At 72.4% G+C, this 26,473-nt stretch carries 23 protein-coding genes and 1 pseudogene; 7 read left to right on the top strand and 17 right to left on the bottom strand.

The window, feature by feature from the left end; all coding sequences use genetic code 11:
* Positions 1–153: 153 nt before the first annotated feature.
* The 4 genes and pseudogenes from TR49_RS30005 to TR49_RS29990 form a co-directional block, all read right to left on the bottom strand.
* Positions 154–669, bottom strand: coding sequence for a SigE family RNA polymerase sigma factor (locus TR49_RS30005; protein WP_042387128.1), 516 nt, complete (start codon positions 667–669; stop codon positions 154–156).
* Positions 670–927: 258 nt separating this feature from the next.
* Positions 928–1,413 (bottom strand): annotated as a pseudogene (locus tag TR49_RS30000) (IS5/IS1182 family transposase); the annotation flags it as partial.
* 131 nt (positions 1,414–1,544) lie between these two features.
* Positions 1,545–2,039: an OsmC family protein gene (locus TR49_RS29995; protein WP_201776244.1), complete on the bottom strand. Its 495-nt coding sequence runs from the start codon at positions 2,037–2,039 to the stop codon at positions 1,545–1,547.
* Positions 2,036–2,341, bottom strand: a complete 306-nt coding sequence (locus TR49_RS29990; RefSeq protein WP_042387127.1) for a GNAT family N-acetyltransferase — start codon at positions 2,339–2,341, stop codon at positions 2,036–2,038. Before TR49_RS29990 ends, TR49_RS29995 begins: the two co-directional genes overlap by 4 nt.
* A gap of 149 nt (positions 2,342–2,490) precedes the next feature.
* On the opposite strand from TR49_RS29990, the gene TR49_RS29985 reads away from it, so the two are divergent.
* Positions 2,491–3,180 carry a YoaK family protein gene (locus tag TR49_RS29985; protein WP_042387125.1) on the top strand — a complete coding sequence of 230 codons (690 nt, stop codon included), beginning with the start codon at positions 2,491–2,493 and terminating at the stop codon, positions 3,178–3,180.
* Here the strand turns inward: TR49_RS29985 and TR49_RS29980 are convergent.
* Entirely contained in the window at positions 3,165–4,646 is a 1,482-nt protein-coding gene (locus TR49_RS29980) for a sensor histidine kinase (protein WP_063770211.1), read from the bottom strand. The two genes, TR49_RS29985 and TR49_RS29980, sit on opposite strands and share 16 nt — an antisense overlap.
* Entirely contained in the window at positions 4,639–5,316 is a 678-nt protein-coding gene (locus tag TR49_RS29975; protein WP_042387124.1) for a response regulator transcription factor, read from the bottom strand. The genes TR49_RS29980 and TR49_RS29975 overlap by 8 nt, the downstream gene beginning before the upstream one ends.
* Before the next feature lie 127 nt (positions 5,317–5,443).
* Between TR49_RS29975 and TR49_RS29970 the strand changes: the two genes are divergently transcribed.
* Positions 5,444–6,094: a PepSY domain-containing protein gene (locus tag TR49_RS29970; protein ID WP_042387123.1), complete on the top strand. Its 651-nt coding sequence runs from the start codon at positions 5,444–5,446 to the stop codon at positions 6,092–6,094.
* Between the two features lie 62 nt (positions 6,095–6,156).
* On the opposite strand, the gene TR49_RS29965 is transcribed toward TR49_RS29970, so the two are convergent.
* From TR49_RS29965 to TR49_RS29950, 4 genes are all read right to left on the bottom strand, one after another.
* A complete protein-coding gene (locus tag TR49_RS29965; protein ID WP_042387122.1) occupies positions 6,157–9,738 on the bottom strand; it encodes a choice-of-anchor D domain-containing protein in 3,582 nt (1,193 codons plus the stop codon).
* Between the two features lie 205 nt (positions 9,739–9,943).
* Positions 9,944–11,263 carry an aldehyde dehydrogenase family protein gene (locus TR49_RS29960; protein ID WP_042387121.1) on the bottom strand — a complete coding sequence of 440 codons (1,320 nt, stop codon included), beginning with the start codon at positions 11,261–11,263 and terminating at the stop codon, positions 9,944–9,946.
* Positions 11,264–11,352: 89 nt separating this feature from the next.
* On the bottom strand, positions 11,353–11,826 hold the full coding sequence (locus TR49_RS29955; protein ID WP_042387120.1) for a hypothetical protein: 474 nt from the start codon (positions 11,824–11,826) through the stop codon (positions 11,353–11,355).
* Positions 11,826–12,368 carry a YceI family protein gene (locus TR49_RS29950; protein ID WP_042387119.1) on the bottom strand — a complete coding sequence of 181 codons (543 nt, stop codon included), beginning with the start codon at positions 12,366–12,368 and terminating at the stop codon, positions 11,826–11,828. Before TR49_RS29950 ends, TR49_RS29955 begins: the two co-directional genes overlap by 1 nt.
* 216 nt (positions 12,369–12,584) lie before the next feature.
* Here TR49_RS29950 and TR49_RS29945 point away from each other — a divergent pair, with 216 nt between their 5' ends.
* The 3 genes from TR49_RS29945 to TR49_RS46470 all read left to right on the top strand — a co-directional run bounded on the left by TR49_RS29945 (position 12,585) and on the right by TR49_RS46470 (position 17,020).
* The gene (locus tag TR49_RS29945) at positions 12,585–13,817 is read left to right on the top strand and encodes a sensor histidine kinase (RefSeq protein ID WP_042387183.1); all 1,233 of its coding nucleotides are present in this window, start codon (positions 12,585–12,587) and stop codon (positions 13,815–13,817) included.
* A 3-nt stretch (positions 13,818–13,820) separates the two neighbouring features.
* Positions 13,821–14,471, top strand: a complete 651-nt coding sequence (locus TR49_RS29940; RefSeq protein WP_084725590.1) for a response regulator — start codon at positions 13,821–13,823, stop codon at positions 14,469–14,471.
* 92 nt (positions 14,472–14,563) lie between these two features.
* Positions 14,564–17,020, top strand: coding sequence for an MDR family MFS transporter (locus TR49_RS46470; RefSeq protein ID WP_052434753.1), 2,457 nt, complete (start codon positions 14,564–14,566; stop codon positions 17,018–17,020).
* Positions 17,021–17,074: 54 nt separating this feature from the next.
* On the opposite strand, the gene TR49_RS29930 is transcribed toward TR49_RS46470, so the two are convergent.
* Positions 17,075–18,322, bottom strand: coding sequence for a globin domain-containing protein (locus tag TR49_RS29930; RefSeq protein ID WP_063770210.1), 1,248 nt, complete (start codon positions 18,320–18,322; stop codon positions 17,075–17,077).
* Positions 18,323–18,592: 270 nt separating this feature from the next.
* Positions 18,593–18,745, bottom strand: coding sequence for a hypothetical protein (locus TR49_RS44085; protein WP_160311654.1), 153 nt, complete (start codon positions 18,743–18,745; stop codon positions 18,593–18,595).
* Between the two features lie 463 nt (positions 18,746–19,208).
* On the opposite strand from TR49_RS44085, the gene TR49_RS29920 reads away from it, so the two are divergent.
* Positions 19,209–20,237 carry a mannosyltransferase family protein gene (locus tag TR49_RS29920; protein ID WP_201776243.1) on the top strand — a complete coding sequence of 343 codons (1,029 nt, stop codon included), beginning with the start codon at positions 19,209–19,211 and terminating at the stop codon, positions 20,235–20,237.
* Here the strand turns inward: TR49_RS29920 and TR49_RS29915 are convergent.
* The 5 genes from TR49_RS29915 to TR49_RS29895 form a co-directional block, all read right to left on the bottom strand.
* On the bottom strand, positions 20,204–21,652 hold the full coding sequence (locus TR49_RS29915) for a hypothetical protein (RefSeq protein WP_152627518.1): 1,449 nt from the start codon (positions 21,650–21,652) through the stop codon (positions 20,204–20,206). The two genes, TR49_RS29920 and TR49_RS29915, sit on opposite strands and share 34 nt — an antisense overlap.
* A gap of 237 nt (positions 21,653–21,889) precedes the next feature.
* Positions 21,890–22,132, bottom strand: a complete 243-nt coding sequence (locus TR49_RS29910; RefSeq protein WP_042387117.1) for a DUF6296 family protein — start codon at positions 22,130–22,132, stop codon at positions 21,890–21,892.
* Positions 22,133–22,217: 85 nt separating this feature from the next.
* Entirely contained in the window at positions 22,218–22,664 is a 447-nt protein-coding gene (locus TR49_RS29905; protein WP_042387116.1) for a hypothetical protein, read from the bottom strand.
* Between the two features lie 115 nt (positions 22,665–22,779).
* On the bottom strand, positions 22,780–23,385 hold the full coding sequence (locus TR49_RS29900; protein WP_042387177.1) for a universal stress protein: 606 nt from the start codon (positions 23,383–23,385) through the stop codon (positions 22,780–22,782).
* Positions 23,386–23,537: 152 nt separating this feature from the next.
* A complete protein-coding gene (locus TR49_RS29895; protein ID WP_042387115.1) occupies positions 23,538–25,163 on the bottom strand; it encodes an ABC transporter substrate-binding protein in 1,626 nt (541 codons plus the stop codon).
* Between the two features lie 284 nt (positions 25,164–25,447).
* On the opposite strand from TR49_RS29895, the gene TR49_RS45065 reads away from it, so the two are divergent.
* Positions 25,448–26,473 (top strand): DUF2637 domain-containing protein (locus TR49_RS45065; RefSeq protein WP_201776242.1); only part of this gene is annotated, 1,026 nt, incomplete at its 3' end.

The raw sequence follows: 26,473 nt of genomic DNA, 5'->3' as shown, positions 1-26,473 counted from the left end.
CCGCCGCGGCGATCCCGGCCCCGCTCAGCAGTCGGCGGGCGCGGCGGCGGCGGGCGCCCGCGTCGACGATCGACGCCAGGGGGAGCGGTGGCACCGGGACCGGGGCGACCTGCTCGTCGAGCGCCTCGTGCAGGACGGCGTCGTCGAAGGTGTTCATCGGTTGTGGACCTCCTCGGGGGCGTGCGCGAGCGCGGGGTGGACGCGCAGTTTGGCCATCGCCTTGGACGTCTGGCTCTTGACGGTGCCGACCGAGCAGCCGAGGCTGGCCGCGGTCTGCTCCTCGGTCAGGTCCGACCAGTAGCGCAGCACCACCACCGCGCGCTGCCGGGGCGGCAGGCAGGCAAGGGCGGCGTTGAGGGCGAGGCGGGTGTCCACGGCTCCGGCGGGGTCCGGCACCGAGGGGCCGGCCTCCGCCACGAGGGGCACCTCTTTGGGTCGTTTCCTGCGGAAACGTCCCAGATGGGCGTTGAGCAGGACGCGGCGCGCATACGCGTCGGGGTCCTCGGCTCGTCTGACGCGGCTCCAAGAGGTGTAGACGGCTGTCAGCGCGCTTTGCGCGAGGTCCTCCGCCAGGCCCTGATCGTCGGTCAACAGCATCGCGAGCCGGAACAGCCGGGGCCAGCGTGAGGCCGCGAAGTCGTGGAAGTCGAGCTGGTTCGCGGTGTGCATGCCCCTCCAGAGTCTCTTTCGCAGGGAAAGGTTGCCCGGTCGGAGCGTCTGCGTCCTAACGATCCATCGCCAGACCGGGGCGATCCACCCGCGGCCCAAGCCGCCAGTGGTTCCTATGTGCGCCAATCTCTAGGGGTTTGAACGCACGTTCTGGGGCACCGAAGCGGTGATACTCAGGATCTTCCATGGCCATCGCGGCGACACGCGAGCGCACCAAGGCGCCGTCCCAGGTCCCGCTTGTAGGGGCAGTGTCAGTGGTCAGGCCGGAACCGTACCCTCGTCCAGCGCCACCCGGACCAGCGGCCTGCGGCCCGGCCGTGCGGCGGGACGGACACGGGTGAGCCGGCGGACCATGACGCCGATCATCGCCCATCTGATCATGGTCTCCGCCCGGGCCGGGCCGGCTTCGTAATCCCGGGCCAGTCGCCGGTGGGCGGTAAGCCACGAGAATGTCCGCTCCACCGCCCACCGCTTCGACTGGACCTGGAAACCGCGCTGGCCAGGGTCCTTCCGGACGATCTCCAGGTCACGGCCGAGGGTCTGCGCGGTCCAGTCGACCAAGCGGCCGGCGAAGCCCTGGTCGGCCCAGATCTTCCGGACGCCAGGGTGGTCGAGGCGAGTCCACAGCAGCGGGTGCTTGGCACCGTCACGGTCCTGGACGTTGGCCGCCACGACATGGACCGCGAGCAGCAGGCCGAGGGTGTCGGTGATGATGAAGCGCTTGCGGCCCTTCACCGCTCGACCAACTCCCACTGTTCACCCGTCAGATCCGACGGATAGCCCCCCACCAGCCACATCGGACTCAACGATCACCCTGACCTCAGGGCACGCGAGATCTCAGACACGGTCTGAGGCGGACGCGGCGTCCGCACTCGTCAGCCGGCCGTGTGCGGACCGAGGGCGGCGGAGTGGGCCGGTGCGGGCAGGACGGGGACACCTTCGCGGATGGCCCGGGTGACGGGCGTGCGCTCGGCGATCTCCAGCAGGCGGCTGCGCTGGGCCTCGTCGAGTTCGCCGTCGAGGTCGATGCGCCGGGTGATCCGGTGGCTCCCGTCCGGGCCCTCCTCGTAGGCGGTGTGCACGCGAACCTCGTCCAGGCCCCAGCCCTTGCGCTGCGCGTACATCCGCAGCGTCACGGCGGTGCAGGAGCCGAGCGCGGACAGCAGCAGGCCGATGGGCGTGGGGGCGGTGTCGGCGCCACCGCGGGAGACCGGCTCGTCCGCGGCCAGGGCGTGGCGGCCGACGCGGATGTCGACGTGGTAGTCCGGGCCGGTCAGGGTGGCGACGGCCGCGCCCACGCGGGCGAAGCCGTCCGGGCCGGACCCGGCGACGTCGGTGGCCCCGGCGTGCGCTGCGGACTCGGGGCTCACAGGCCGAACCGTGCGCGCTGGGCCTGCGGCACCAGGTCGACGTACTCGGGGTGCTTGGTGATCCAGCCGCGGATGAACGGGCAGAAGGGCAGCACCTCCAGGCCCTGCTCGCGGGCGGCGTCCAGTGCGGCGCGGGCGAGGGCGCTGCCCAGACCCCGGCCCTCGAAGCTCGGGTCGATCTCGGTGTGGATGAAGGCGATCTCGTTCCGGAACCGGTGGTACTCGGCGAAGCCGGCCATCTCCTCGCCGTCGTAGATCTCGAACCGCGACGCGTCCGGGTTGTCCACCACGCGCTGTGCCATCGCTCCTCCAAGTCGTCGTCGTTCAGTGATGATCATAGTCGGTACATAGTTGATGTATCAACTTAAGTCGCGTCTCCCGGCTTCCTGAGGACGGCGTGTCGGTCGCCGGGACGGCGACGCCGGGCTGTCGGCGCTGGGATGCTCGGTGGATGTCCACAGCCCAGAGCCGTCCGGTCCCGACCGGCGCCGAGATCGGGGACGGCCACCCGCTCACGGTCTCCCTGCTGGTGCTCACCCTCGTCAGCGGCGTCGTCGACGCCGTCAGCTACCTGGGCCTCGGGCACGTGTTCACCGCCAACATGACCGGCAACGTCGTGGTCGTCGGCTTCGCCATCGCGGGTGCGCCCGGCTTCTCCGCGGCGGGCTCGCTGACGTCGCTGGGCGCGTTCCTGGTCGGCTCGGCCTGGGCCGGACGGCTGGCCATCCGGCACCGGCACAGCTCACGGCCGCGCTGGTTCCGCACCGCGCTGCTGCTGGAGGCGTCGCTGCAGGCCCTCGCCACCGTCATCGGCTTCGTCGCCGGCGTCCGGCACACCCAGCTCGGGTTGATCGCCGTGCTCGGACTCTCCATGGGCCTGCGCAACGGCACCGTCCGCAAGCTCGCCGTGCGCGACATCTCGACGACCGTGCTCACCATGACCCTCACCGGGATCGCCGCCGATTCCTCCCTGGCGGGCGGCGCGAACACCCGGCTGCGCCGCCGTGTCCTGACCGTGGTCGCCATGATCGCCGGGGCTGCGCCCGGCGCCGTCCTCGTCCTGCACGACCACGGCGCGTGGGCGCTGCTGCTCGCCACCACGCTGGTGGCGCTCGTCGCGCTGGTCTACCGGGAGCGCTGAGCCGACAGGCCGGGCAGGCGCGCCTCGAAGGTCGCGCCCTCGGCGCCCTCAGCGCCCGTCGCGCTCTCGGCGCTCTCCGCGGCCGCCGCCTCCGCCGGGAGCTCGGTCGGGTCGACCACCGCGAGGGTGCCGCCGTGGTGGTGGGCGATGTCCCGCGCGATCGGAAGGCCCAGGCCCGCGCCGCCCTCGTCGCGGCTGCGGGCGTCGTCGAGGCGGGTGAACCGCTCGAAGATCCGCTCGCGGTCCCCGGCGTCGAGGGCGGGGCCGTCGTTGTGGACGCACAGGACCGCCGCGTCGCCGTCGGTCCGCACCGTGACGCGCACGGCGGCGCGCGCGTGCCGCTCCGCGTTGTCCAGCAGGTTCGTCACCAGCCGCGTCAGCCACAGGTGGTGGCCCGGCACGACCGTCTCGTCGTCCAGGTCGAGGGTGAACGTCACCCGCCGCCCCGCGCGTCCGCGGACGGCGACCCGCACCAGCTCGGCGAGGTCGACCGGGCCGGTGGGCAGCTCCGTCGGACCCGCGTCGAGCCGGGCGAGGAAGAGCAGGTCGGCGGCCAGGTCCTGGAGGCGTTCGGAGTCCTGCAGCGCGCCCTCGGTGAGCTCGACGCGCACCCGCGGGTCGGGGTGGCCCAGGGCGACCTCCAACTGGGTGCGCAGCACGGCGATCGGGCTGCGCAGCTCGTGGGAGGCGTCGGCGATGAACTGGCGCTGCCGCCGCCCGGCCAGGTCCAGCCTGTCCAGCATCCCGTTCATGGTCCGTGCCAGCCGGGTGATCTCGTCCTCGCCGCGCGGGACCGGCACCCGCCGGTGCAGCTCCTGCTCGCCGATCGCGGCGACCTCGCTCCGGATCGCCTCCACCGGCCGCAGCGCCCGGCCGGTCACCCGCCAGGTGACCAGGGCGACGGTGAGCAGCAGCAGCGGGCAGCCGACGGCGAGGGTGAGCGCGGTGGTGGAGACGGCGTCGTCGGCGGCGCGCAGCGAGACGCCGGTGCGGATGACGACCGGCCCTTCGGGCGTCTCCGCGACGACGCTGGTGATCTGCTGGCGCGCGTCGATCCCGAACGGCTTGAGCCCGGGCACCTCCATGACCGGCAGCGGGACTTCGGGCAGTGCCGGACGACCCGCGAGGTTCTGACTCGCCGCCACCACCCGGCCCTTGCCGTCGACGACCTGGACGAAGTCGGTGCCGTCGCCCAGAGGCACCAGCTTGCCCAGCTGTCCGCCCGCGGCCAGCTTGGCCACCACCCCGGCCTGCCCCCGGGCGGTCGCCTCGGCGGTGCCGCGCAGGTTGGCTCGCAGCAGGCTCAGCATGGCCAGCGAGGCGACGGTGAGCGCGACCGCCACCACCGTGCACGCGGCCAGCGTCGCGCGGGCGCGCACCGAGCGCGGCGTGATGCGGGCGCGCAGCGCGCCGAGCCGCCGACGGACGCCGCGGCGGTGGCCACCCTGGGGGATGCCGTCAACCACCGTCCACCGCCAGCCGGTAGCCGACGCCGCGCACGGTCTGCACCGCCGCCCGCCCGAACGGCGTGTCGATCTTCCGCCGCAGCGCGCTGACGTGGACCTCGACGACGTTCGCGTCGCCGTCGTAGTTCTCGTCCCAGACCGCGTCCAGGATGTCCCGCTTGGAGACGACGTCGCCCGCGCGCAGCGCCAGGTGCTCCAGCACGGCGAACTCCCGTGCGGTGAGCCGGACCGGCCGGCCCGCCCGGGTGCAGGTGCGCGCGCCCAGGTCGACGGCCAGGTCGCCGAGGCTGACCAGGCGCGGCTGCCGCCCGCCGACCCGGCGGGCCAGCGCGCGCAGCCGGGCGACCAGGACGACGTAGGAGAAGGGCTTGGACAGGAAGTCGTCGGCGCCGGTGTCCAGCGCCTCGGCCTCGTCCCACTCGCCGTCCTTGGCCGTCAGCATGAGGATGCCCGCCTGGTAGCCGTCGGCTCGCAGCGTCGAGCAGACCCGGTAGCCGTTCAGGCCCGGCAGCATGATGTCGAGCACGACGACGTCGTAGGGGCTGCGCGTGGCCTGCCGCAGACCGGTGATCCCGTCGTAGGCGACGTCGACGGCGAAGCCGTCCGCCTCCAGGCCGCGCTGCAGCGCGGCGGCGAGCCGCCGTTCGTCCTCCACTATCAGTACGCGCACCGGACCAGGGTGACAGCACCGGCCGGGAGCAAGCTGAAGAGGTCTTCAAGATCTTCAGCGGGCCTTCAGCGTCGCTGCGGGATTCTCAGGGACCGAATCCCCGGGACGAACCCATGAAGGAGCCGAGATGAGCGATCCGTTCGCGTCGGGCCCGGTGCCCGCCGAGCCGGACGAGCCCACCGGGCACGACGGGCACGGCGAGTACGACGAAGCCGTGGACCACGACGAGCAGGCGGAGCACGCGGAGCAGCCGGCGCGTCGGCGCGGTCCGGTCCGCCGGGTGGTCACCGGCCGCCGGTCCCGCTGGGTCGTCGGCGGCGTGGTCGCGGTCGTGCTGGTCGGCGGCTCGGCCGCGGTGACCGCGGCCGTGGTGCACCACAGCGACGGGCACGTCGCCGTCGCGGTCGGGCCGGACGGCCTGCCGGGCCTGAAGCGGGTCATCGCCCAGCAGGCGGGCGGCTTCGGCGGCGGCGCCGTGGTGGTGAAGGGCGGTCAGGTCGTGGCCGTGCCCGGTCCCGCCGTGCCCGGTGCGGCCGGTCCCTTGGTGGCGGGCACGTCGGTGGCCCCGGCGCCGCTGCCGTCCCTTTCGGCGGACCAGGCGGTGACCAAGGCGGAGGCCGCCGTCTCCGGCGGCAAGGCCGAGTCGCTGGCCACCGTGCCGGAAGCGGGCGGCGGCACGGCCTGGCAGGTCGTGGTGCTCGGACCGGACGGCGTGCGCCACCTGCTCACCCTCGACGGCGCGAGCGGCAGCGTCACGTCCAACACCGTGACGGGCTGACACCCAAAGCGGCGTGCCACCGCAGGAGGCACCCTGCGGCGGCACGCCACGCTCCGTTGGGTTCAGCTGTTGAAGATCTGGAACTCCGAGAGCTGCCCCGCCGGCCAGCCGGTGTTGGCGGTGACGTTGACCCGCCAGAACCGCTGGGTGCTCGCGGGGAAGGTGAGTGTGACCGTGTTACCGCCCACGTTCGGGTCGAAGGTGTAGGCGGCCGAGCCGACGACGGTGGTGAAGTTGCTGCCGTCGGTGCTGCCCTGGAGCGAGAGCGTCTGGGTGCGCGCTCCCCACGAGGTGCTGTTCGGCAGCTCCAGCACGACCCGGCTCACGCTCTGCGCCGAGCCGAGGTCCACCTGCACCCACTGCGGGAAGGCGCCGTTGTTGCTCTCCCAGTAGCTGGACTGGTCGCCGTCGGTGACGTTGGACGAGACGTAGTTCTGGGTGTTGCTGGACTCGCTCGTCGCCTTGTTCAGCGCCAGATCGACCGGGGCGCTGCTGGTGCCGGTGCCGGTGAGCGCGATCGTCAGCGGGTTGTTCGACGCGTTGCCGTTGACGGTGACGCTGCCGGTCCGCGTGCCCGTCGCCGTCGGCTTGAAGGTGACGTTCACCGTGCAGGAGGCGCTCGCCCCGAGCGAGCTGCCGCAGGTGTTGGTCTGCGCGAAGTCGCCGGTGGTGGTGACCGAGGAGATGGACGCGGTGGCGTTGCCGGTGTTGGTGACCGTCACCGCCTGGGCGGAGCTGGTCGAGCCGACGGTCTGCCCGGCGAAGCTCAGCGAGGTCGGGGCGGCCGCGAGCGTCGCGGCGGAGGAGCCGCCCGCGCTCGGGTAGACCGCGAGGTCGGAGAGCTGGCCTGCCGACCAGCCGGTGTTGGCGGTGATGTTGATCCGCACGTAGCGGGCGTTGGTGGCGCCGAACGGGATGGTGACGGTGTTGCTGTTCGCGCTCGGGTCGAAGTTGTAGCCTGCCGAGCCGACGATGGTGGAGAAGTTGGTCCCGTCGGTCGAGCCGAGCACCGACAGCGTCTCGGAGCGCGCGCCCCACGCGGTGGACGGCGGCAGACGCAGCACGACCTTGCCGATGCCGTAGCTCTGTCCGAGGTCGACCTGCGCCCACTGCGGGAAGGCGCCGTTGGCGCTCTCCCAGTAGGTCGACGGGTCGGTGTCGGTGAGGTTGGCGGACACGTACTGGCCGTTGCTGGAGCTCGCCGAGGTCGGCTGTCCGGCGGCGATGTTCGTGCTGCTGTCGATGGCCGTGCCGGTCAGACCGACGCTGGTGGGGCTGTTGTTGGCGTTGCTGGTGACCGTCAGCGTGCCGGTGCGGGCGCCCGCCGCGGTCGGGGTGAAGCCGACGGTGACGGTGCAGGAACCGCCGGCCGCGATCGCTCCGCAGTTGTTCGACTGGCTGAAGTCGCCGCTGACCGCGACGTTGGAGACGGTGGCCGTGCTGGTGCCGGAGTTGGTGAGGGTGACCGTCTTGCTTCCGCCGCCTGCGCCGACGACGGTCCGGCCGAAGGTCAGGCTGGCCGGGTTGGCCCCCAGCACCGGACCGGGCGCGGTGCCCGTCCCGGAGAGGCTGACCGTGTTGGTGACCCCGCCCGCGTTGACGGTGAGGTTGCCGCTGCGGCTGCCGGTCGCGGTCGGCGAGAAGGTGACGCTCACCGTGCAGGAGGCGCCGGCCGCGAGGGAGTTGCCGCAGGTGTTGGTCTGCGCGAAGTCCCCGCTGGTGGCGATCGACGCCACCGACGCGGCCGAGGAGGTCGGGTTGTTGACCGTGACGGTCTGCGCCGCGCTGGTCGCGCCGGTGGCCACGGAGCCGAAGTTCAGCGCGCTCGGCGAGGCGGTGACGCCGGTGGCCGGGTAGGGCGGGTAGACCGGGGTCGGCCAGCCGCTGCAGTACGGGGTGCCGCTGATCCCGGAGTTGCCGCCGTTGTCCGTGACGACGAAGTTGCCGCCCTCGCAGTTGTACACCGGTGCGGGCGCGCCCACGCCGGTCGCGGTCACGTTGGTGAACGACGCCGCCCCGCCGGTCTGCTCCTGCAGCGCGAAGGTGCCGGTCCCGGCGATGGTGACGGTGTTGAGGTTGACCCCGCTGATCGTCCCCTCGACCCACTGGACCGCCTCGTACGGGCTCTGCTCGATCAGGGCGTTGGAGACGTTGATCGGACCGGTGATCGCGCCCTGGCTGCCGTCGAACCAGAGCGAGCCGACGCCGAACTGCCAGTTCGGGTCCAGACTGCCGTTCCGGATCAGGGTGTTGTTCGAGATGGTCGTCGTGCCGACCGGCGTGGAGGTGAACCGCTGACCGACGTGGATGCCGCCGCCCTGGGTGATGCCGGTGTCCTCGACGAGGTTCCCGGTGACGGTGTTGTCGTGCCCGCCGTAGATCGCGATGCCGTTGGCGAGCATCTGCAGCTGCACCGTGTTGTTCGAGACGGTGTCGTTGGCGTCCGCGCCGATGCTGGAGTCGGCCCAGGTGGCGATGCCGTCGTCACCGGTGTTGCGGATGTCGCTGTTCGTCACCTTGGAGTTGGTCACGCCGCCGTGGAAGTTGACGCCGTCGGCGGTGGTGTCGCGGATCCGCATGCCGCTGAAGGTCAGCGAGTCCATGGGCCCGTCCATCCACGCGCCGACCTTGTCGTGCTCGATCCACACGTTCGACACCGAGGAGTTGGACATCGCGCCGCCGATGCCGTTGACCTGGGCGCTGTCGTCGCGGTCCTGCACGTTCCCGAAGATGGCGAAGTTCTGCAGGTGCACGTTCGTGCTCGGGTTCGGTGCGGAGTTGCCGTAGAAGCCGGGAGCCGCGCCGGTGACGGTCGAGTACCACATGCCCGCGCCGGCCACGGTCACGTTGTTGACCGCGATGTGGCCCGGGATGTCGTAGGTGCCCGGCGGGATCCACACCGTGCCGCCCGAACCGGCGGCCGAGATGGCCGCGTTGAAGGCACCGGTGGAGTCCGCCGCGCCGGTCGGGTCGGCGCCCTCACTGGTGACCGAGACCGAACCGGCGGGCTGGGTCAGGGCCGGGCCGACGTTCTCGAAGTCGGCGAGGTCGACGGTGTAGGAGGAGGCGTTGTCGCCGGAGTCCACCTGGAGCTTGAACGTGGTGCCCGCCGGATAGGTGGAGCTCAGCAGCCGGTGCACCTCGTCGTAGAAGTGGTGCGGGTTGCTGCCGGGGGAGTTGGTGAACGGGTAGCTGCCGTAGAACCAGCTGTAGGCGTTGGTGAGCGTGAAGTCGCTCTGCTTGACGCCGTTGATGTAGAGCGAGAGCGGCGCCGTGTAGACGGACCCGCCGGACGTGTCGGGGATCGAGTAGCGGAAGTCGATCGAGTCGGTTGCGACGGGTGTGGTGAAGCTGACGTACTGCCCGCTGCCGTTGCCCGCCAGGGTGACCGCCTTGCGGCCCGAGGCCTCGTCGGCGAGCTGGCCCTGGGTGTAACTCGGGCCGATCACGGTGCCGTTGGTGGCGGAGTTCTCCGCCTGCACCTCGGCGTAGGGCAGGCTCGCGCCGCTGCCGCCGGTCGCGACGGGCGTCGCGGCGTAGGCCGCCTGGGCGGCGGCCGGGGCGACGACCCCGGTCGCCACGAGCAGCGCACCGCCTCCGAGAGCGACGGCTCGTTTCAACTTGCGTGGGGACCATCCGGACAACGGTTGCTCCTTCGCGGAACGAAGAGGACGCCGGCAGACCGCCGAGCGGCTGGAACCGTAACTTCCGCGAAGCATGCATGCAATATTGAGAACAAGAATTGAGAGAATGTCACGGACTTGCGCAAGAAACCGTCAAACGATGGTCGGGAGTCCCCGTTCCGCTGCAACCGGTGACGGGTCCTTGCCAATCCGCGGCAAGCGGCTTTCAGTCGAGGGGCTTGTCCACGACCGCCTTGGCGTGGCTGAAGGTCTCCACTGAGTACGCGCCGTGGTAGCGGCCCATGCCGCTCTCGCCCACACCGCCGAACGGCAGTTCGGGCATGGCCAGATGGGAGACCGGCAGGCCGAAGGAGAGGGCCCCGGAGGAGGTCTCCTCCGTCAGTCGGCGCTTGGTCTGCTCCGAGGTGGTGAAGGCGTACAGGGCGAGCGGCTTGTCCCGCTCGTTGATGAACGCGATCGCCGCGTCCAGGTCCGGCACGGCGATGATCGGCAGGATCGGGCCGAAGATCTCCGCCTGCATCACCGGCGCGTCCGGTGAGACGTCCGCCAGCACCGTCGGGGCGAGGTAGCGGTCCGCGCGGTCGTTTTCGCCGCCGGTGACGAGTCGGCCATCGTCCAGCAGCGCCGTCAGCCGATCGAAGTGACGCTCGTTCACGATCCGGCCGTAGGCCGCGTTCCTCGGATCCTCCCCGTACAACTCCCGGACGGCCGCCACCAGGTGCGGCTCCAGGGCGGTGGCCGCCTCGCCGACGGCGAGCACGTAGTCCGGTGCGACGCAGGTCTGTCCGGCGTTGAGGAACTTGCCCTGTGCGAGCCGCCGCGCGGTGACCTCCAGGTCGGCCCCCGGCTCGACCACGACAGGGCTCTTGCCGCCGAGCTCCAGGGTGACGGGCGTGAGGTGCCTGGCGGCCGCCGCCATCACGATCCGGCCGACCGCGCCGTTGCCGGTGTAGAAGATGTGGTCGAAGTGCTGCTCCAGCAACTCCGTCGTCTCGGGGACGCCGCCCTCCACGACCGTCACGGCCTCGGGGGCCAGGTACTGCGGCAGCAGCCGGGCCATGGCGGCGGAGGTCCGGGGGGCCAGCTCGCTGGGCTTGACCACGGCCGTGTTGCCGGCCGCGAGCGCGCCGACCAGCGGGGCGAGAGCGAGCTGCAGCGGGTAGTTCCACGGCCCGATGATCAGCACCACGCCCAGCGGGTCGCGCACCACCCGCGCCTCGGCCGGCTGGAACACCCCGGGCACCCCTGCGGGCTTCGGTGCGAGCCACTCCTCCAGGTGGGCGACGGTGTGGTCGAGCTCGTTGACCGTGAAGCCGATCTCGGTCCGGTAGGCCTCCGCCGCGCTCTTGCCCAGATCGGCGTGGAGCGCCTGCTGGAACGCCTCGGTGTGCTCGGTCAGCAGTGCCCGCAGGGCTGCGAGCTGTGCCCGGCGCCAGGCGAGCGGCTTGGTCCGTCCACTGGCGAAGTGGGCCCGCAGGCGGGCCACCACGGCGGGGATGTCGGTGGCGGGGGTGCTGGCGTTCATGGTCTCTCGCGGTCCTTCCGAGCATTTGCAGTGGGTAGACATTTGACCTGCTCAAGTAATGCGACGGTAGGACGAAGTAGTTGCAAAAGTCAAGCAACCGGGCCGTGGCCCGTCGCGCCCGCGACGGCCATGGCGCGCAGCCGGTCCTGGCGGCGGCGTGCCAACAGCACGAAGGACGCGGCCAGTGAGACGAGCTCGAGGTCCGGCCAGACCCCGGCCGGTGCGATCTCCACACGCCTGCCGCCAAGACGCGGCAGCCGCAGGTCGATCCGATCCCCGCCGCGCACCACCGAGCCCAGGTAGAAGCCGCGGTGGCGGTCGGTCGTCCAGGCGACGGGCCCGCTGTCGGAGGGCAGGCGGCTCCCGCTCGGTTCCAGACGCAGCAGCCCCTCGACGGTCACACCGACAACCCGGTGGCCGGTGATCACAGCCTCGACCGTGCGGCCGTCCACCGTGATCTCCGCGCGCCGCATCCGCCGGCGGGGCCGCAGCGATGCCACCGAGGGGGAGTCGTCCAGGACGAAGGCCGGGCCGCGCTTGCGCAGGTTCAGCGTGCCGGTCATCACTTCGCCCACCCCGCCGTCCCGTCGCGCAGGGAGGCGTGCACGCAGGTCACCTCGACGGTCAGGGCGAGGTGGCGGCCGGCCAGGCCGCGCATCGCGGTGACGCCGAAGTCGGTGCGGTCGATCCTGGTCGTCGCCCGGACGTGGAACCCGCTGCCTTCGGCGGAGACCGTGGTGTCCGTGACCGTCAGCCGTACCGGGCGCGACACGCCGTGCACGGTGAGCGTCCCGGTCACCTCCTGCTCGGAGACCTGCTCCGAGACGAAGACGATCCGCGGGTGCCGGTCGGTGTCCAGCAGCTTCGGCGAGCGCACCGTCGCGTCGCGGGCGTCGTTGCCGGTGCGGAAGCTGCCAGCGTCCAGCTCGGCGGTCACGGCCGACGCGGTCACCGGCCCGGCGAGCTCGACGGCCCCGGAGCGGATCGCGAAGCTGCCGCGTACGAGGCCGAGACCGAACAGGTGCCGGGTGGTGAACGTGACCGAAGAGCCGCTCGGGTCGATCACATAGCGCCCGAGGCCGAGCGCCGTCGTCGTGGTGGTCATCGCGGTCCCCTTCCGAGGGGGTCGGTTCCGGTGAGGTCTGCCTCCATTCCACGGGCGCGCCCCACCCTGCGGCAGAGCAGCCGGTCGGTCGTTGGGGCGACGAACGGAGGGCGCCGCGCGACGCCGTGCGACTTTCGTAGGGTGTGCGGTCGACCAAGGTCGTGACCTCGCGCGCTGTCGGCGTCGCGGCCCCGCGGATGACCTACCGTGGGCAGCATGAATGACAGGCTGCCGTGGCACGGCAAGCACTGGCTCGCCGTGGATGCGGCCCTGGCCGGCGTCTTCGTCGCGCTGGACACCGTCGCCACCCTCGGCGGCGCGAGCTGGTGGCCCGCCCATCCGGACTCGCTCGCCTGGAGCCTGCTCGTCGTGCAGGCCCTGGCGGTCGCCTCACTGGTCTTCCGGCGCATCGCGCCGCTGACCGTGGTCGCGGTGCTGGGGGCGTTCACCCTCGTGCTCACGCTGCTGATCTCCCCGGTCGGCGCGCTCACCCCCGAGCACAGCCAAGCGATCTGGGCCCCCTACGGCACGGTCGTCGCCGCCTACGGCCCGGTCTTCTACCTGCGCGACGGTCGGGGCCGGCGCACCGCGCTGCTCGTGCTCGCCGCCCTCACCCTGGTCGTGATGCGGCCCTGGCAGGGCTCGCTCTCCGTCATGACCGTCGGCCTGCTGCGCACCGCGGTCGGGCCGCTGCTGGCGCTCTACTTCAACGCCCGCCACCGGCTGCTCCTCGCGCTGCGGGAGCGCGCCGAGCGGGCTGAGCGCGAGCAGCACCTGCTCGCCCGGCAGGCCCGGGCCGAGGAACGGGCCCGGCTGGCCGGGGAGATGCACGACATCGTGACCCACCGGGTCAGCCTGATGGTGCTGCAGGCGGGTGCGATGCAGGTCACCGCCGCCGACGAACAGACCCGCCGTGCCGCCGAGGAGCTGCGCTCGGCCGGCTGCCAGGTCCTGGACGAGCTGCGCGACCTGGTCGGCATCCTGCGCGCCGAGCCCGAGGGCGACCCGACTCCGTCCGTGGAAGGCATCGCGACGCTGGTGGCCGAGTCGAACTCGGTCGGCGTCCCGACCGAGTTGGTCGAGTCCGGCGCCCCCTCCCTCGCCTCGCCCGTCGTCGGCCGCACCGCCTACCGGGTCGTGCGCGAGGCGCTCACCAACGTCCGCAAGCACGCGCCCGGCGCCCGCGTCACCGTCCACGTCGAGTACGGCGAGACGCGGGTGCGCGTCGCCGTCCGCAACACCCGCCCCGAGGCGGGCGCGGGCGGCGGCACCGCCGCGGCCCTGGCCGGCACCGGCTCGGGTCTCGGCATCGCCCAGCTGCGGCAGCGCATCGAACTCGTCCAGGGCACACTGCATACGGGACGAACCCCGGACGGCGGCTTCGAGGTCGAGGCGGTCCTGCCCGCGTACGTCCCGACAGTCCAGCAGATGTCGCAGCCGGTGAGGTGACGGGTGGCACGGGTCGTGGTGGTCGACGACGAGCCGATGGTGTGCGGGTTCCTGCGCACCATCCTCGGCTCGGCCGAGGACATCGAGGTCGTCGCGGAGGCGCACGACGGAGCAGCCGGGGTCGAGGCCGTGCGGCGTACGGATCCCGACGTGGTGCTGATGGACCTGCGGATGCCCGGCATGGACGGGCTGACCGCCATCGGGCACATCAACCGCCTGGCCGACCCGCCCCGGGTGGTCGTGCTGACCACCTTCGACGCCGACCAGTACGTGCTGCGCGCGCTGCGCGCCGGCGCGACGGGTTTCCTGGTCAAGTCGACCCCGCCGCAGGACCTCATCCACCTCGTCCGGGTCGCCGCCGAGGGCCATACCGTCCTCTCCCCGACGGCGGCCCGCCGCCTCATCGCCGCCTCCGAGGACGCCGACTCCGCGCGACGGCGTGCGGGCAAGCTCGTCGCGACGCTGACCGAACGCGAGACGGAGGTGCTGGCCTGCCTCGGCGAGGGCCTGTCGAACGCGGGCATCGCCGCGCGGCTGCACCTGTCCGAGGCGACGGTGAAGGGCTACGTCTCACGGCTGTTGGACAAGCTGGGCTGTGTGAACCGCACCCAGGCGGGCCTGCTGGCCCACGACGCGGGACTGGCCGGTCCCTGAGCGGACCGTGTCTTGAGCGGATTGTGTGGAGCTTGCTGACTGCACTTCAGTTTCCGCTGCCGACCGGGGCGGTGGGTCGCTATGTTGATCCGGTGGACGAGCTGATCGCCGGAGACCCGCCCTTCATAGGCCCGTACCGACTGATCGCCCGTCTGGGCGCGGGCGGCATGGGCCTGGTCTACCTGGGCCGTTCCGAACACGGGCGCACCGTTGCCGTCAAGGTCGTCCAGGCCGAGTATGCCGGGCACCCGGAGTTCCGCAGGCGGTTCGCCCGCGAGGTGTCCGCCGCCCGGCAGGTGGGCGGCAGCTGGACCGCGACGGTTCTCGACGGCGATCCCGAAGCGCCGGTCCCGTGGGTGGCCACCCAGTACATTCCGGGGCCCGACCTGCACACGGTCGTCAGCAAGGACTTCGGGCCGCTGCCCGAGACCTCCGTGCGCACCCTCGCCAACCGGCTCGCCCTCGCCCTGCAGGCCGTCCACCGGGCCGGGCTGATCCACCGTGACCTGAAGCCGTCCAACGTGCTGGTCACCGTCGACGGGCCGCGCGTCATCGACTTCGGCATCGCCCGCGCCATGGACAGCCTCGCCGGGGACAGTCTGCTCACCCGGACCGGCATGCTGATCGGCTCGCCCGGCTTCATGTCGCCGGAGCAGGTCAGGGGCCTCGAACTCACACCCGCCAGCGACGTGTTCTGCCTCGGCGCGGTCCTCGTCTACGCCGCCACCGGGCGCCTTCTCTTCGGCGCGGGCGACTCCGGCCTGAACGCCCACCTGTTCCGCATCGCGGAGGAGGAGCCGGACCTGACCGGCGTGCCGGACGGGCTCGTCGACCTGGTGCGCGCCTGCCTGCACAAGAACCCGGCCGAGCGGCCGACGCTGGAGCAGCTCGTCGAGCGCACCGCGGCGGCGGACGAGTCCGCGGAATGGCTGCCCAGCCCGGTACTGGCCCAACTGGGACGCCATGCGGCCGAGTTGCTGGACTACGCGCCGGTCACCCCGTCGGCGCCCCCGGTGACGCCGCCTCAGTACCCGGGCTACACACCCACCGCCGCGGCGAACGCGGCGCCGCGGGGGTTCGGACCACCGCCGGGCCCTGGCCCGTGGTTGCCGCCACCCGCTCCGGTTCCCGTCCGGGACGCCGGGCCCGTGCACTCCAGGCGGTGGCTGGGCCTCGCCGTGGTCGTCCTCGCGCAGCTGATGGTGGGGCTCCAGGTGGGGACCTTCAACGTCTCGGTCCCGGAGATCCAGAGAGATCTCCACATCTCCCACCAGTCGCTGACCCTGCTGGTCAACACCTACACGGTCGCGTTCGCCGCGCTGGTGGTGCTCGGGGGCCACGTCTCGGACGTGGTCGGACGCAAGCCCGCGCTGGCCGTCGGCCTGGCCGGGTTCGGGGCGGCGAGCCTGCTCGGCGGCGCGGCCCCGAACTCGGGCATCCTGCTTGCCGCCCGCGCGCTGCAGGGCCTCTCGGCGGCGCTGGTCACCGCGGCCGCCCTCGCGCTGGTGGTCGCCAGTTTCACCGACCCGAGGGAACGCCGAACGGCGCTTGGGATCTACGCCGCGGCCGCCGGAGGCGGAACGGCGCTCGGGATGTTCGCGGGCGGTTCGCTCGACTACCTGCTGAGCTGGCGCGTGACCCAGTTCGCTGGTGTCCCCGTCGCCGTGGTGCTGCTCGTCGGCGTACTCGCCGTGCTCCACGACGACGAATCCCGCGTCGGCGCCCGGGTCGACCCGGCCGCGGTCGCGCTCGGCACCGGCGGGCTGCTCGCCCTGACGCTCGGCCTCACCCGGGCCGGGTCGAACGGCTGGACCAACGGCCTGACGCTGGTGCTGCTCTTCCTGGGCGTGCCGCTGTTCCTCGCGTTCCTGTGGCAGCAGGCCAGGTCGGACAGCGCGGCGTCGCCGCGGGCGGGCGCCGAGTCGGACCGATTCGGAGGCGGCTTCGCCCTCCTGCTCACCGGCGCGGGCCTCTTCGCGCTGCTGACGTCCGTGACGTTCTTCCTGGAGGAGTTCGAGGACCTCTCGCCGCTTCGGGCCGGGCTGGGGCTCGTGCCACTGGCGGTCGCCGTGCTCGTCGCCGCGCTGGTCTCCGCCCGTCTGCTGGACCGCGCGGCGCCGCGCGTCCCCGCGGTGACGGGCTCGGCGGTGGCCGCTCTCGGGCTGGTCCTCCTGGCCTTCGCCACGCCGCACGGCTCCTACACCGTCCAGCTCCTGCCCGGCCTCGTGCTCGTCGGCCTCGGCGTGGGGCTGGCGCTCGTGCCGCTCCTCGCCACCGTCACGTCAGGGGTGCCCACGTCGCGGGCGGGCGCCGTCTCGTCGACCGTCGGCGCGGCCCTGCAGGCAGGCGCGGGGATCGGGGCGGCCCTGTTCGCGGTTCCGCTCCACGGCTCGATCCACGACCGGTACGTCTCGACCCTCTGGTGGGCGGTCGGCGGCGTGCTGCTGGCGGCGCTGGTGGCGGGGCTGATGATCACGGCCCGCCCGGAGGAGGCACGAAGCGTCCCCACCGAGCTCCCGCTGTCGGACCGGGGACCGGCCGGCACGTGAGTACGCGGCGGGTCGGGCACATCGGCCGGGCGTCGATCGGTGGCTGCCGGTCCGTCAGGCGCGCTGCTGCTGGCGCGGGATCCGGTCGAGGCGTCGGGGTGAGGCGGCGGCCGTGGCCGGCGCGGCCTTCGCCGCCGTCGCGGCGGTCTCCAGGGCCGGGACGTCGAAGGGGTCGTGGCGCAGCCGGCCCTGCGGGACGCCCAGGTCCAGCAGGACCTGCGCCACGCTGGTGACCATGCCGGGCGGGCCCGACACGTAGGCGTCGTGCCGGTAGAACGGGCCGAACTTGCGCAGCACGGCGGGCAGTGTGCCGGTCAGGCCGGGTATCTCCTCGTGCGAGACGGCCGCCCGGACGTTGAGCCAGTGGTTGCGCTGCGCCAGGCGCAGCAGGTCCTCGAAGCCGTAGAGCTCGGCGGCGGTGCGGGCGCCGACGAACACGTCCATGTAGCGCCGGCTGCCGTCGCGGATCGCCTGCTCGACCAGCGCCTGTATCGGCGCCAGCCCGGTGCCGCCCGCCACGCAGACCAGGTCGCGTTCCATGCGCGGGTCGAGGATCATCTCGCCCTGGGCCGCGCCGAGCCGCAGCGTGTCGCCGATCCGGGCGCGGTTCACCAGCGGGCGACTGACCCGGCCGTCGCGGACGGCCTTGACGTGGAACGTCAGGGTGCCGTCCGCGCGGGGCGCGTTGGCGGGGGAGTAGTGGCGCCACAGCCGCGGCTCCCACGGCGTCTCCACGCTCGCGTACTGGCCGGCCACGAACGGGTAGGGCGCGTCGGGCAGGACGGTGACCTCGGCGACGTCCGGGCCGCGCAGCCGGTGGTCGACGATCCTGGCGTGCCAGAAGGCGGGGTTGACGGCCGCGTCCTCCTCGGCGGCGGCGATCATCATCCGGGCGACGAGCTGGTAGGCCCTGGCCCAGACGTCGGCCAGCTGCGGCGTCCAGGCCTGGTCGGCGAAGCGGGCGAGCGTGTCGAGCAGCGCCGCGCCGACGGCGGGGTAGTGGTGGCCGAGGACCTCGAACCTGCGGTGGTCCCGGCCCAGACGACGGCAGAACGGCGCGAGCTGCGCCGGGTCCTCGGCGAGGTCGATCATCAGCAGCAGGCCCTGGAGCAGCCGGGAGCGCTGGACGTCGAGGTTGGCGGGGAAGAGTCGGCGGACCTCGGGGTGGCGCTGGAAGAGGATGGCGTAGAAGTAGACCGCCATCTCGTCCGCGAACGGGTTGAGCAGGTCGCGGCTGGCACGGAGCAGGGCGATCTCGTTCGGGCGCAGGGGTCTGCCCGGGGTGGGCTGTGCGTCGTTCACGAGCGGGCCGTTCTTTCGGAGCAGCGGGGGTCTTCGGAACAGGGGCATGCCGGGCAGTGCCGCTCACGTGCGCGTGTGTGTTGAGGCGGGTGTCGGGACTGCGGTCAGCGTAGACCGACGAAGAAGGACATTGCTCCGATATGCGCTCATGTGTGCGGTTCTGCAAGGGACTTTCACGTGCCGTCGCAGTCGTGCCCGTCGTGTGGAGGACTCGGGGTCTTCTGCCCGGTCAGAGACCCGCGAGGAGTCGGCCCCTCAGGACGTGGACGCTCACATCAGGAACTGTGCGGCGACCCGGCAGTTGGCGCGGACGTTGTCCTCCGCCTCGTCCCTCTCCTCGTCCTGCGTGGCGGGGCGGAACCTGCCCGGAAGAGCGGGGGCTTCCACCCGGGGTTCCTCGACGGTCATCACTGGCTGGCCCATGGCCATCGCCTCCGGCTGGCTGGCTGGCTGGCTGCGCGGCGCCGCGGTCGGCGCCGCCCTCGGACCCATGGGATCACCACTGACCCGGGCCGACGCCCTCCGTTGACGTGTTGCCTGCACCGGAAGCCGCGATCCTGACGTCCCTTTGACGGTCCCGAGGTGGCCGAGGCGACACCAGGAGGTCGCCTGCTGTTCGCGCCAGGGCCGTAGTCTGCCCCGCCGGCAGACCGCTCGGGTCCGTCCGGCTCGGTCGTCGCGCGGACCTCGCGCCGCGTACGTAGCGTCGAAGCGTGCAGAGGTTGCAGGGGCGGGGAGCAGACGTGGAGAAGGGAACAGTGCACTGTCCGGTCTGATACGTCCCGTTGACCTGGAGCGGTCCTCCCGGCCGAGGCCCCGCCTGCGCGCGGGCCGTCGGCCCGCCGCGTACGCGGTCGGCGGCTACCTGCTGGCGCGGATCACCGGTGTGGTCGTCCTGTGGCTCTGGGGCTCCGCCGATCACAAGAGCCTCTCGCACCTGCTCGGCCACGAGTGGGACTCGGTCCTCTACGTGAAGATCATCGAGCACGGCTACGACCACGGCTATCCGCTGCTCAGCAACATGGCGTTCTTCCCGCTCTTCCCGATGTCGGCGCGCGCCCTGACGCTGGTCTCCCCGCTGGGCGCCGCGGGCGCGGCGGTCACGATCGCCTGGCTCGCGGGAGTCGCCGCCGCCTGGGGGCTGTACGCGGTCGGGAACCGGCTGTACGACCAGCGCACCGGCATCGTGCTCGCGGTGTTGTGGGGTGTCCTCCCGCACGCGCTCGTCGAGTCGATGGCCTACAGCGAGAGCCTCTTCACTGCGCTGGCCGTCTGGGCGCTGTACTGCGTGCTCACCGAGCGCTGGCCGGCCGCCGGTGCGCTGTGCCTGCTCGCGGGGCTGTCCCGGCCGACCGCCGTGGCGCTGGTGCCGGTGGTGTGCCTGGCCGCTCTGCTGGCGATCGTGCGCCGCCGCGCAGGCTGGCAGGCGTGGGTGGCGATCCTGCTCGCGCCGCTGGGCTGGCTCGGCTACCTCGCCTGGGTCGGGCTGCGGGTGCACCGCCTCGACGGGTGGTTCCACATCCAGAAGGCGGGCTGGGGCTCCTCCTTCGACGGCGGTGGCTACACGTTGCACGAACTGCACACCATCCTGGTCAGGCCCGTCCCGCTGGACCTCTACCTGGTCACCCTGGTCCTGGCGCTGGCCGTGATGCTGTTCGTGCTCTCCGTCCTGGACCGGCAGCCGTGGCCGCTGCTGCTCTTCAGCGCGCTGCTGCTCGTCCTCGCGCTGGGCGACTCCGGGTACTACAACGCCAAGGCCCGCTTCCTGGTCGCCGCGTTCCCGCTGCTGCTGAAGCCCGCCGTCGCTCTCGCCCGCGCCCGCACCGGTACCGCCGTGGTCGTGCTGGGCTTCCTGACCGTCGTCTCCGCCTACTGCGGCGGCTATCTGCTGCTGGTGTGGAACCACTCGCCGTGAGCCGCCGCCGGGGCCAGGTAGACCAGGTAGTTCGTCCGCCCGTCGCGGCCGTCGACCGTGTGCCGGGTCCACTGGCGGGCGTAGCCGGGGACGGGGTCACCCGGATAGAGCAGCAGGGCCGTCGGTTGTCGCGGGGCCTCGCGCAGCAGCTGCGCGGTGGTGATGTCGGCGTCGTTGCCGCTGGTCTCCACGGCGCGGCAGCCCGTGTAGTAGCCGAGCGGCTCGGCGTCCTCGCCGGTGAGCAGGCAGTCCCCGGTCAGTCCCAGCCGCGCGAACTGCGGCACCGCGTAGGGCTGGTCGGCGCGTGAGGAGACGGTGTAGGAGACCTCCTGCGCCAGCTGCTGGTACTGCCCGGCCAGGTGCAGCGCCAGGGCCAGGCCCACGGCGGCCGTCGTCCAGCCGCGTCTGCGCCGCGACCCCGCGGTGACGAGCCGGGCGAGCAGGCCGGCCACCGGGACGAGGAGCAGGGCGTAGGCCGGGAGCAGGAAGCGCGGCGCCGAGTAGTCGATCAGGAACAGGTACGGCACGGCCACCGAGAAGCCGCACAACGCCGGGAGCAGCGCGGCGTCGAGCCGTCCGGACCGGCGCTGGACCAGGACCCCGGCGACCACCAGGACCGGCAGCAACAGCCACCAGGCGGCCAGTTCCAGCGGCTTGTGGTTCAGGCTGACGTCGCACGGCCGGCACAGGATCGGACCGTCGACCGAGCGCAGCACGTCGCCCACGGCCCAGTGCAGGCCCAGGCCGCCCTCGTTGAGGCTGGACAGGTGCAGGCGCTCGCCGACGCCGCCGAACCTGGCGTACGCCTCCGCGATCCACTCGGCCGTCCCCGCCAGCAGGCCGCCGAGGGCGGCCAGCAGCAGTCGCGGCCGCCGCCGGTACAGGGCCACGCCGAGCAGCGGCAGCGCGAGGAAGAGGGCGTCGCTCGGCCGCATCAGCGCGGCCACGGCGAGCGCCGCGGCCAGCCCCAGCAGCGGGCGGCGCGCGGCGGGGCGGTGCAGCGCGTCGAGGAAACAGCCCACGGCGGCGAGCCCGCCGAGGGCGATCCAGAGGTTGGGCATCGCCTGCGGTCCGTAGTACTCGGTGATCCACAGGCCGGCGAACAGCGCCCCGGCCAGCGCGACCACCCGGGTGTCGCGCACCCGGCGCCAAGCCAGCAGCGCGAGGAAGAGCCCGAGGGCCGACATCAGCGACAGATACACCCGCAGCGCCACCGTCGAATGGGTGACGGCGGCCAGGGGTGCGACCACCAGGGTGATCCCGCGCGAGCGCGGCGCGCTGAAGAACTCCGCCGGCACGTGCCCCGACACCTGGCTCACGTAGATGGTCTCGTCCCAGCCCAGGCCCATCGAGGGCGTCACGAAGACCAGCTGGGAGAGCGCGTACAGGGCGGCGACCAGGGCGATCCAGAACACGGACCGGCCGCCGGGCAGCCGCGAGCGCAGCGCGCGCAGCGGCGCGGCGCCGGGCGCGGCGGACGCGCGTGTGGACCGCGTGGACGTGGCGGCGATGGGTGGGCCTCCTCGTGCGTACCGGCTGCACCCGCGTGCACTCCCGAGCACTGTACGGCGGCTGCCTGTCCGCCTCAGCTCGGGACGTCCCGCGTGCGTACGGGCCCGGTGCGCCCTGGACGCGGTCCGGCCCGATCCTGCTCAGGTGCCGGAGAGGGGCCGGCAGGAGGCCGGGCGGCGGGGATGCTGGTGGCTGCTGGTGGGGAGCATCCGCGCCTCGCAGTTGTCGTTGATCTCCACCTGGATGATCCCCGTGTCGTCGCGGTAGACGGGGTTGCCGCTCGGCCCGATCGCGCCGGTCGGGTGAACGATCACGATGTCGTCCCGGCCGTCTCCGTCGCCGGCGGAGAAGACGAGCTCGAAACTGCCGTCGTGGTTGGTCATGACCGTCTCCTCAGCGCCGGTGCCCGCCCGTCTGCGGGACGCCGTCCTGTGGACCTGTCGGCCCGTACCTCCAGTATCGGGCGGATCAGCCGAGGTAGCCGAGCTTGCGCGCCTTGGTGAGGTGGTTCATCACGGTCTTGCCGTTGCGGCCGGTCGCCTCCGCCAGCATCTTCACCGAGGTCGTGGTGTGGGCGGGACCGCAGGCCCTGTAGGCGCGGGACAGGGCGCGCAGGTAGTCCTCGGTGATGCTGCCGCGGCCTCCCGCCGTGAAGGCCTGGAGCGCCTCGACGGCCTCGTTGAGCTCCCGGATCGCGTCCCCGACGGCCCGTCCGCTCGACTGCGGACGGGCCAGCTTGACCTCGCGCAGCACGGTGGAGGAGATGCCCTGCTGGTGGACGCGCTGACCGCGCGCGTTGGTCAGGTTCTCCGCACCCTCGGCGGGGGTCACGTGGAGCTCCACCGGCAGGTGCGACTCGTCCGACCAGACGCAGCGGATCGCCCAGCCGCCGATGACCTGGACCTCTTCGATCATGCCGGGATTCTATCCGCGCCCTCACGGCGCCCGTCCGGCTCACGCCGCGCGGCCCGGCGGCGCGAAACCGCAGGCCGCCCGGGCTCCGGCGGGAGTCCGTGTGGGCTCGTGACCCTCAGTGGGGCGCGCCGAGACCGGCGGGGCGCAGGAAGTCCTCCGGGGTGAGGCGGCGCAGCTCGCGCCGGACGGCGCGCGGCAGCGCAGGCGGCTGGGCGGGCGGCGCCACCAGCATCACCGGCCCGTGCGCGTGGGCCAGCGCCCGGCGGCGCACCGCACCGCGCAGCAGCCGGGCCAGCGGGCGGCGGGCGCCCGCGCCGAGCACGAGCAGGTCGTCGGCGCGCTCGGCGAGCCCGGTCAACGCGTAGGCGGCCGGGCCGCGCACCACCACGCGCTCCAGCGCCACGTCGTCGGGGACCCCGCCGACGGTCCCCGCCGACGCGTCGGCCGAACCGCCCAACGCCTGTGCGAAGGCCGAGTCCAGACGCTCGATGGCCGCCCGCTCCCAGATGCGCACCAGATCCGGGTCCGGCGCGAGCCGGTAGGCGGCCTCGCCGCCGGGCGGCTCCCACGCCAGCACCGCGACGAGCACCCGCTCGCTGCTCCGGGCCTCCGCCACGGCCATCCGCAGCGCCGCGGCGCTGCCCGCGGAGCCCGTCACGCCGACCACGACCCGTGCGGGCCTGGCGATCGAGGAGAGGTGGGTCCGTTCCGTGTCCTTCATGACCACCAGTCTTCGCCGGATCGGCCTCCGGCAACAGTGGCAGTAATGTCGGTGTGCGGCGATATCCCGCCAGCCCCTGCGGGGCGGAGGGACCCGCCGCACGAGGACGCGGCCGGCGTGCGGGCTCGGCCCGGCCTCCGCCGCGTCGGACCTCAGGAGGTGGCGTTCTTGCCGATCATCCACCAGCGCTGGATGCCCGAGCTGTCCATCGTCAGCGGAACCCCGCTGATGTCCGCCTGGGTGGCGGCGAACTGGCTGCTCTCCCAGAGGGGGACGAGCGGCACGTCCTTGGCGACGTCCTTCTGGATCTCCGCGTAGTCCGTCTTGGCGTCTTCGCGGTTGGTGTGCGCGAGGCCGCTGGAGATGAGAGAGGCCGGGGCGGCGTAGCCGTTGAAGACGGTGTTGTGGAGACCCACGAGCGGGTTGATGTAGTCGTCGATGTCGAGGTAGTCGGAGTACCAGGTCAGCGTGTAGGCGTCGAAGTTCGGCTTCTTCAGGACCGCGTTCGACAGCTTCGCGTAGGTCAGGTAGTCGTGCAGGGTGACCTTGAAGAGGCCGTCCGCCTCCAGCTCCTTCTTGATCAGGGCGGACTCCTGCTGGATGGCCTGGTCGCCCTTGCTGTAGAAGGAGAAGGTGAAGGGGATCGGCAGCGACACCCCGGCCTTCTTCAGCTGCTCGCGGACCGTGGCCGCGCTCGTCGGCTGCCGGCCGTACACGGCGAAGCTGCCCGTCGCGTTGGTGATGCCGCTCGGGACGATCGTGTAGGCCGCGCTGACGGTGTGGTGGAAGGCCTTGTCGACGATGTCGTCGCGGTTGACCAGCTCGGCCACCGCGCGCCGCACGGCCGGCTTGGAGAAGACGCCGGTGGTGGTGTTGAGCGCCAGCATGTGGATGCCGCCGCCCGGGCCGGAGTCCACCTGGAGACCGGTGCCGAGCTGCTGGTTCTGCTGCATGCTGACGACGTCGGAGGCGTTGAGGTCGGCGATGACGGCGTCGACGTCGTTGTGGTCGAGCGCCTTCTTGGTGCCGGTCTGGTCCGCGTAGTATCTGAGGTCGATGCCCGAGTTGCGCGGGTTCGTGGCGGCGCCCTTGTAGTTCGGGTTCAGCGAGAGCTTGACCTCGGTCGGGAGCTTGTCGGCCCCCGATCCGTCGAAGGTGACCGAGTCGATCTTGTAGCGGCCGGAGCCGATGACGCCGGTGTCGTCCGTCGCGGCCTCCTTGTCGGCCGGGACGGTCTTCGGGTCGATGATCGAGGCGGCTCCGGAGCAGAGCCGGGCCGGCATGGTCGCGTCGGGGTACTTCAGGTGGAAGACGACCGTGTCGGCGCCCTGCGTCTCCACGGACTTGATGCTCGTGCTCAGGATCGCGACCGGCCCGTTCGGGTCATTGATCTTGATCACCCGGTCGATCGAGTACTTGACCGCCGCGGCGTCGAGCGGGTCGCCGTTGGAGAACGTCATGTTCGGGCGCAGCACGCACTTGTACGTCTCGTCGGTGGCGTCGGTGTAGCCGCAGGACTGGGCCGCGTCCTCCTGCGGGACGTTCGATCCCGGACGGTAGCTCATCAAGCCCTGGTAGACGTTGTAGTAGACCGTCCACGCGCCGTTGTCATAGGCCTGCGCCGGGTCGAGGGTCGAGTATGGGTTGGCCGAGCCCACCTTGATGATCACGTTCGGGGCGCCCGCCACCGGGCCGGTCGCGTCCGAGGAGCCGCACGCGGTGGTCACCGCGAGCAGGCCTATGCAACCACTGAGTGCCGCCAGCCGCTTGCCTGACATACTGTTACGTACCTTCCGTGTCCGTGCGCAGTTACCGAACGGTCACCACAGCGGGGGGTGTCGGTTCGCCTCGCGATGACCGCGAAGTGGGTAGCCTCCCACACCGGTGGCATGAGCATGCAAGTGCCCCGGTCTGACCTGGCCTTTCTCCGGGTGACCCCCGGTGGTCACCCGCTGGGTCGCCAGAATTCGCGGAGGGCCCGTCCTGCACGTGCCGGGCGTGTGTGAAGCTATGGGCTCGAGTCAGGGCCAGCACCGCGCAGACCACACGAAAAGGGGACGGGATGAACCGGCGCCAGTTGAGCCGCGGCCAGCAGGCGCTGGTGGTGATCGTCGTGGTCGGGACCCTCGTCATATCCCTCATCGGCTTCGTCGGCTCGTACGACGCGGTGCTGCGGCTGGCCCAGCGCAACGGCTTCGGCTGGTTCTCCTACGTACTGCCGATCGGCATCGACGTCGGTATCACCGTCTTCCTCGCGCTCGACCTGCTGCTGACCTGGATGCGGATCCCGCTGCCGCTGCTGCGCCAGCTGGCCTGGGTGCTGACCGGCGCGACCATCGTCTTCAACGCCGCCTCGGCCTGGCCCCACCCGCTGGCCAGTGGCATGCACGCGGTCGTCCCGCTGCTCTTCGTCGCCGCGATCGAGGCGGCCCGGCACACCGTGGGCCGGATGGCGCAGATCGAGGCCGGCCGGCTCTTCGAGCGCACCCGCCTCGGCCGCTGGATCTTCGCCCCGGTCGCCACGCTCCGCCTCTTCCGCCGCCGCGTGCTGTGGGAGCTCCGCTCCTACGAGGAGGCCCTCGAGCACGAGCGCCGACGCCTCGTCTACCGCGCCCGGCTTCGCGCCGTCTACGGCCGCATGTGGCGCTACCGCGCGCCGGTGGATCTGATCCTGCTGCTGAAGCTGGCGAACCTGGGCGAGCTCCTGCCCGAGTTCAAGCTCGACCCGGTGGCCGCCCTGCCCACGACGACCCAGGTCGCCCTGCCCGCCCCCGTCCTCGACGACACCGCGCGCGCCCTGCTGACCGAGGAGCCGACCGAGCCGACGGGGGCTGCGGAACAGCCAGCGGCCGCAGGCCCGCAGGGGCCCGCTGCCGAGGCAACCGCCGCCCCCGGCCCGCCGGCCGACGGCGCGCCCACGCAGGAGGCGGGTGCTGTGTCCGTGCCACAGGCGCACGCCTCGCAGGCGGGCGCCGGGCCGGTGCCCCAAGCGGTGTCAGGCCCCGTGCCGCAGGGGAACCCCGCGCACGCGGGCGTCGCGCCGGTTCCGCAGCCGAATGGTGGGCCCCAGGTGGTAGCTGTCCCCGCG

The organism is Streptacidiphilus melanogenes, from assembly GCF_000787835.1.
In the GTDB taxonomy this organism is placed as follows: Bacteria; Actinomycetota; Actinomycetes; order Streptomycetales; family Streptomycetaceae; genus Streptacidiphilus; species Streptacidiphilus melanogenes.
This window is presented reverse-complemented; position numbering and strand designations above follow the sequence as displayed.